General features: G+C 46.0%; 5 protein-coding genes. 2 read left to right on the top strand and 3 right to left on the bottom strand.

The window, feature by feature from the left end; translation table 11 throughout:
• Together Q0200_RS04410 and Q0200_RS04405 are read left to right on the top strand one after the other, a co-directional pair.
• A partial coding sequence (locus Q0200_RS04410) for an iron chelate uptake ABC transporter family permease subunit (protein ID WP_297938207.1) occupies nt 1-242 on the top strand: 242 nt, incomplete at its 5' end.
• Nucleotides 242-1,015 (top strand): ABC transporter ATP-binding protein, encoded by a 774-nt coding sequence (locus tag Q0200_RS04405; protein WP_297938205.1) that lies wholly within the window; start codon nt 242-244, stop codon nt 1,013-1,015. The genes Q0200_RS04410 and Q0200_RS04405, both read left to right, overlap by 1 nt.
• A 450-nt stretch (nt 1,016-1,465) precedes the next feature.
• Here the strand turns inward: Q0200_RS04405 and gdhA are convergent, their stop codons facing one another.
• From gdhA to Q0200_RS04390, 3 genes are all read right to left on the bottom strand, one after another.
• Nucleotides 1,466-2,824 carry an NADP-specific glutamate dehydrogenase gene (gdhA, locus tag Q0200_RS04400; protein ID WP_297938203.1) on the bottom strand — a complete coding sequence of 453 codons (1,359 nt, stop codon included), beginning with the start codon at nt 2,822-2,824 and terminating at the stop codon, nt 1,466-1,468.
• 68 nt (nt 2,825-2,892) lie between these two features.
• Nucleotides 2,893-4,194, bottom strand: coding sequence for a TolC family protein (locus Q0200_RS04395; protein ID WP_297938200.1), 1,302 nt, complete (start codon nt 4,192-4,194; stop codon nt 2,893-2,895).
• Nucleotides 4,184-4,656, bottom strand: a 473-nt coding sequence (locus Q0200_RS04390) for a hypothetical protein (RefSeq protein ID WP_297938197.1), incomplete at its 5' end; no start/stop codon positions are given. The genes Q0200_RS04395 and Q0200_RS04390, both read right to left, overlap by 11 nt.

Genomic DNA, 4,656 nt, shown 5'->3' with positions numbered 1-4,656 from the left:
GCGTGAGCGGTATCGGGGCGTGGGTGGGGCTGCTGATGCCCCACCTGGCGCGCATGCTAGTGGGCGCGAACAACGCCCGCAGCCTGCCTGCTAGTATATTTATGGGTGCGATATTTTTGCTATTCGTAGATACTCTGGCGCGCACGATCAGCGTGAGCGAGGTGCCTCTGGGCGTACTTACGGGCTTTATCGGCACGATATTTTTCGTCTGGGTTCTCTGGCGAAACAAAAAGGTCGCGTGATGTTAGAAGTAAAAAATCTAAATTTCGCCTATCCAAACGGCGCTGGTAGGCTAGAAAACGTAAATTTACGCGTCGGCAAAGGCGAAATCCTAACGATACTCGGGCGAAACGGCGCGGGCAAATCGACCATGCTAAGCCTAATCAGCGGTACGCAGGCGCCGCACTCGGGCGAAGTTTGGCTCAGCAGTAAAAATAGCGCGGAGCTCAGCAACAAAGAGCGCGCCAAAATCATGGCCTACGTAGCTCAAAGCGAGATCTGCGAGTACGACTACACGGGGCTTGAGTTTATCACGATGGGGCGAGCGGCGCATCTGGGCATCTTTGCGCGGCCTAGCGAGGAGGACACGGCGATCGCGAAGGAATTTACCGCAAAGCTTGAAATCACGCACCTTGAGGATAAATTTATCACTCAGATGAGCGGCGGGCAAAAGCAGATGTGCTCGATCGCGCGCGCTATGGCCGCAAAGCCCGAGATCATCGTGTTTGACGAGCCGACCTCGGCGCTGGACTTTGGCAATCAGTATAAATTTCTGCGCACCGTTAAGCAGCTAAAAGAGCAAGGCTACACCATCGTGCTAACGACTCACAACCCCGATTTTGCCGTACTTTTGGGCGGCTACGTGGCACTGGTTAAGGGCGGGGGCGAGGTGGCTTTTGGCACCGTGGACGAGATCATCGAGAGCGAACACCTTAGTAAGCTTTACGGGCTAAATTTGAGCGTGGAGTACATCGAGCAAGTAACTAGAAAGTGCTGCCTGACGCATCCGCTGTGAGCGCTAGATACTAGCAAGCAGCGGCGTAAATTTGTGCTATGCGAAATCAAAAAGAACGCGGGCAGGGATATGCGGCGGGGCGGGTAAATTTGTCGCAGGCGTGAGGCGCGTATCCGCCTTGCAAATTTGACGAATTTGGCTCGGCTCGTCGTTTGGTAAAATTTGCTCTCAAATTTAGCTTAAATTTGAGGCTTATAAAATTTGACCGAGCCTTGGCGCGTTTTAGTCGGCGCGTCTCTATAAATTTGACGGCTCTAGGTTTGCGCCTTTAGTAAATTCGGCGTTAAATTTAAAGCTAGCAAATTTAGGCGGTTTTTATTTTTCTCCGCGTTGCGCGCCAGAAATGATTAAAATTTGCTTCGTTAAAGCAGTCTTGCTAAAGCGAAGCAAAATCCCTCCAAAAAAACTCGTTTGCAAAAGCGCAACAAAACGAGCCTTTGAGGGCAAAATTTACACGTATCCCTGATCTATCATCGCATCGGCTACCTTTCGAAAGCCCGCGATATTTGAGCCAAGTACTAGATTTCCCTCGTCGCCAAACTCCTTGCTAGTCTCGTAACTAAGCTCAAAAATATGATTCATTATGCCGTGCAGTCTGTGATCAACCTTTTCAAAGCTCCACGCGGTCATGCCGGCATTTTGCATCATTTCTAGGCCCGACGTGCCCACACCGCCCGCGTTTGCCGCCTTTGCCGGAGCGAAGTAAAAATCCTTTTGCGCGAGCATGAAATTTATCGCATCAAGCGTGCTTGGCATATTTGCCCCCTCAGCCACGAAGCGACAGCCGTTAGCATAAAGCGTCTTTATGTCGGCTAGGTGAAGCTCGTTTTGCGTCGCGCACGGAAACGCTCCATCGCACGGCACGTCCCACACGCCGTTTCTGCCCTCTTTGTACTCGCTTACGCTTACGTATTTTGCGTTCGGTCTAAATTTAACGTACTCGCTAAGGCGCGCGCGTCTCACTTCTTTTAGCTCTTTAAGTATCGCTAGATCGATGCCCTCCGCGTCGTAAACGTATCCGTTTGAATCAGAAACCGTGATAGGCAGCGCGCCTACTTGATAGAGCTTTTCTGCCGTGTAGATGGCGACGTTTCCGCTACCGCTTATGCTACACTTTTTGCCCTCTAGCCCAAGGCCCGCTTTTTGTAGCATGTTTTGCGTAAAATAAACTAACCCGTATCCCGTCGCCTCCGTGCGCGCTAGGCTGCCGCCCCAGTTTAGGCCTTTGCCCGTTAGTATGCCGTCAAACCTGCCCGTGAGCTTTTTATACTGCCCAAACATATAGCCGATCTCGCGCGCGCCAACGCCGATGTCGCCTGCGGGCACGTCCACGGTGTTGCCGATGTGGCGGTATAGCTCGCTCATAAATGCTTGGCAAAAGCGCATTATCTCGCCCTCGCTCTTGCCTTTTGGATCAAAGGTGCTGCCGCCTTTTGCGCCGCCGATATTTACGCCAGTGAGCGAGTTTTTGAAAATTTGCTCAAATCCAAGAAATTTTAGCACGCCAAGATCGACGCTAGGATGCAGTCTGATGCCGCCTTTATAGGGGCCCACGGCTGAGTTAAACTGCACGCGGTAGCCGTTATTTACCTGCGGTCTACCGTCATCGCCCGTATACGTGACGCGAAAGATCACCGTTCGTTCGGGGATAACGATACGTTCTAAGATCGCGTGTTTTTGGTATTTGCTTTCCTTTTTTATAAGTGGCTCGAGGCTGTTTAGCACCTCGGTCGCAGCCTGCACGAACACGCCTTGGCCCGGATTGGTTCTTTTTATCCACTCCATCGTTTTTTCGATGTACTCGCTCATCTTCGCTCCTATTCGTCAAATTTTTGTAGTTGAATATTAACTCTCCTAGAAAAAATTTTTATTTAAATTTATTTTGTTAATGTATTTAGTTCTCCTCTTGATTTTATTAGTTTTATTTCAGCTATTTTGTATTCCAGCAGAGCGTTGGTGTAGTTATTTTGTGCATCTGCGTAGGCTTTTTCTGCATCCAATAAATCGGTGAGCGTAGAAAGCCCGTATTTATAGTTGTTTTGTGTGTTTTCCAAAACACTTTTCGCTAAATTCACATTTTCTTTTTGAGTGTTGATAGTGATTAAACTATTGTTAATCTGGGTTTTAGCGTTTTCTATATCTAGGCTGATTGCCAGTTCTGCTTCTCTTTTTTCCACTTCAGCTTTTCTGATGTTTACATCGGCTTGGCGAAGTTTGGCTCTTGTAGAAAACCCATTGAAAATAGGGATGTTTAGACTTAGCCCGATGCTCGCTGCACTGTAGTAGAATGTGCGTTCATCTTTACTAAACCAAGGGAATTTTTGCCCTACACCAGTGTAGCCAAAGTTTCCTGAAAGCGCCAGAGTAGGATAGTATTCCGCTTTTTTAGCTTTTCTGTCCAGTTCCAAGAGTTCCAGCTGTTTATTGATAACTTTGATTTCTGTTCTGTTCTCCACACTTGCTTCATTTCCTAGAAGGGCAGGCGTAGCATCAAAGGTGTCCTCTGGCATCACAATGGATTTATTGATGTCCATTCCTATCATGAATTTCAGGGAATGTTCTTGCAGTTGTAGCACTTCTAAAATCTGCTGTTTAGAGGCTTTTAGGTTGTTCACTGCTACATTGGTTCTATCTAAATCTATTTTTTTCGCCAGACCACTTTTGAACAGCCCATCTATGATGTCTCTGGTTTTGGTAGTGCTGTTGAGGTTGGTCTCCACAGTTTTCAGTTTCTGCTGTGTTTGATAAACTTGATAGTAAGCCGTAGCAACTTTTTCTATCAGGTTTTCATTGGTAAGTTGCTGATTGATAGCATAAAACTCACGAGTGGTTTTTGCTGCTTTCAGACCAATGAAAACACTTTGGTTGAATAGCTGCTGAGTAACGGAAATTCCCGCCGAAGTCTGCCATGGGTTACCTATTTTTACTTGATTTCCCATGAAGCTCAACTGTTGTAGAATAGGGTTGTATGTGAGACTTCCTGTGACATTCACCTGTGGAAGCGTAGCCGCACGCACTTGCTCTATCTGGTACTCTGCGTTTTCGTATTCTAATTTGGCTTTTACAGCCTCTGCTTTATGCTCTAGGGCATAATTAACCGCTTTGCTGAGAGTCAGTTCTTCCTGCGATTTTGGGAAGAAGCTCATCAGCGCTAAAGCTATTGATAAACTATATTTCATTTTCTTTTTTTATTAAATTTTCTACTATTTCTAAACCTTTTGGCGTTACGATTGACCTTAGATAAAATTCTAAAAATTTGTTATCGTGCTCTTTCATTGATATACTTTTTCCTAATTCTTCTGGGAATTTTTCATACAAATCAATGGCATCACTTCCCGCGATAAACTGGGCGACAAGAAAAGTTTTATCCAGATTTCTTCGGTAGACTCCCTGTTTTATTCCCTCACTTATGTTGCCTTCTATGTGAGTTTTTATATCCTTGCAGCGTCTTTTTTCAAAATCATAACAAAGCTCTGGGTAATATTTTTTGAGCTGAAAAAAACAAGGAGATGTTTCAAAATCTTTCCCTAAAATACCATCTATTGATTCTTTGAGTTTGAAATGCTCAAGGATAGCGGTTTCGCATTTTCCTGATATTTCTGCAATTTTGCTGAAAGCCAGATTATACACATAATCCAAAG

The sequence above is a fragment of the uncultured Campylobacter sp. genome, assembly GCF_938045225.1.
GTDB lineage: Bacteria > Campylobacterota > Campylobacteria > Campylobacterales > Campylobacteraceae > Campylobacter_A.
This window is presented reverse-complemented; position numbering and strand designations above follow the sequence as displayed.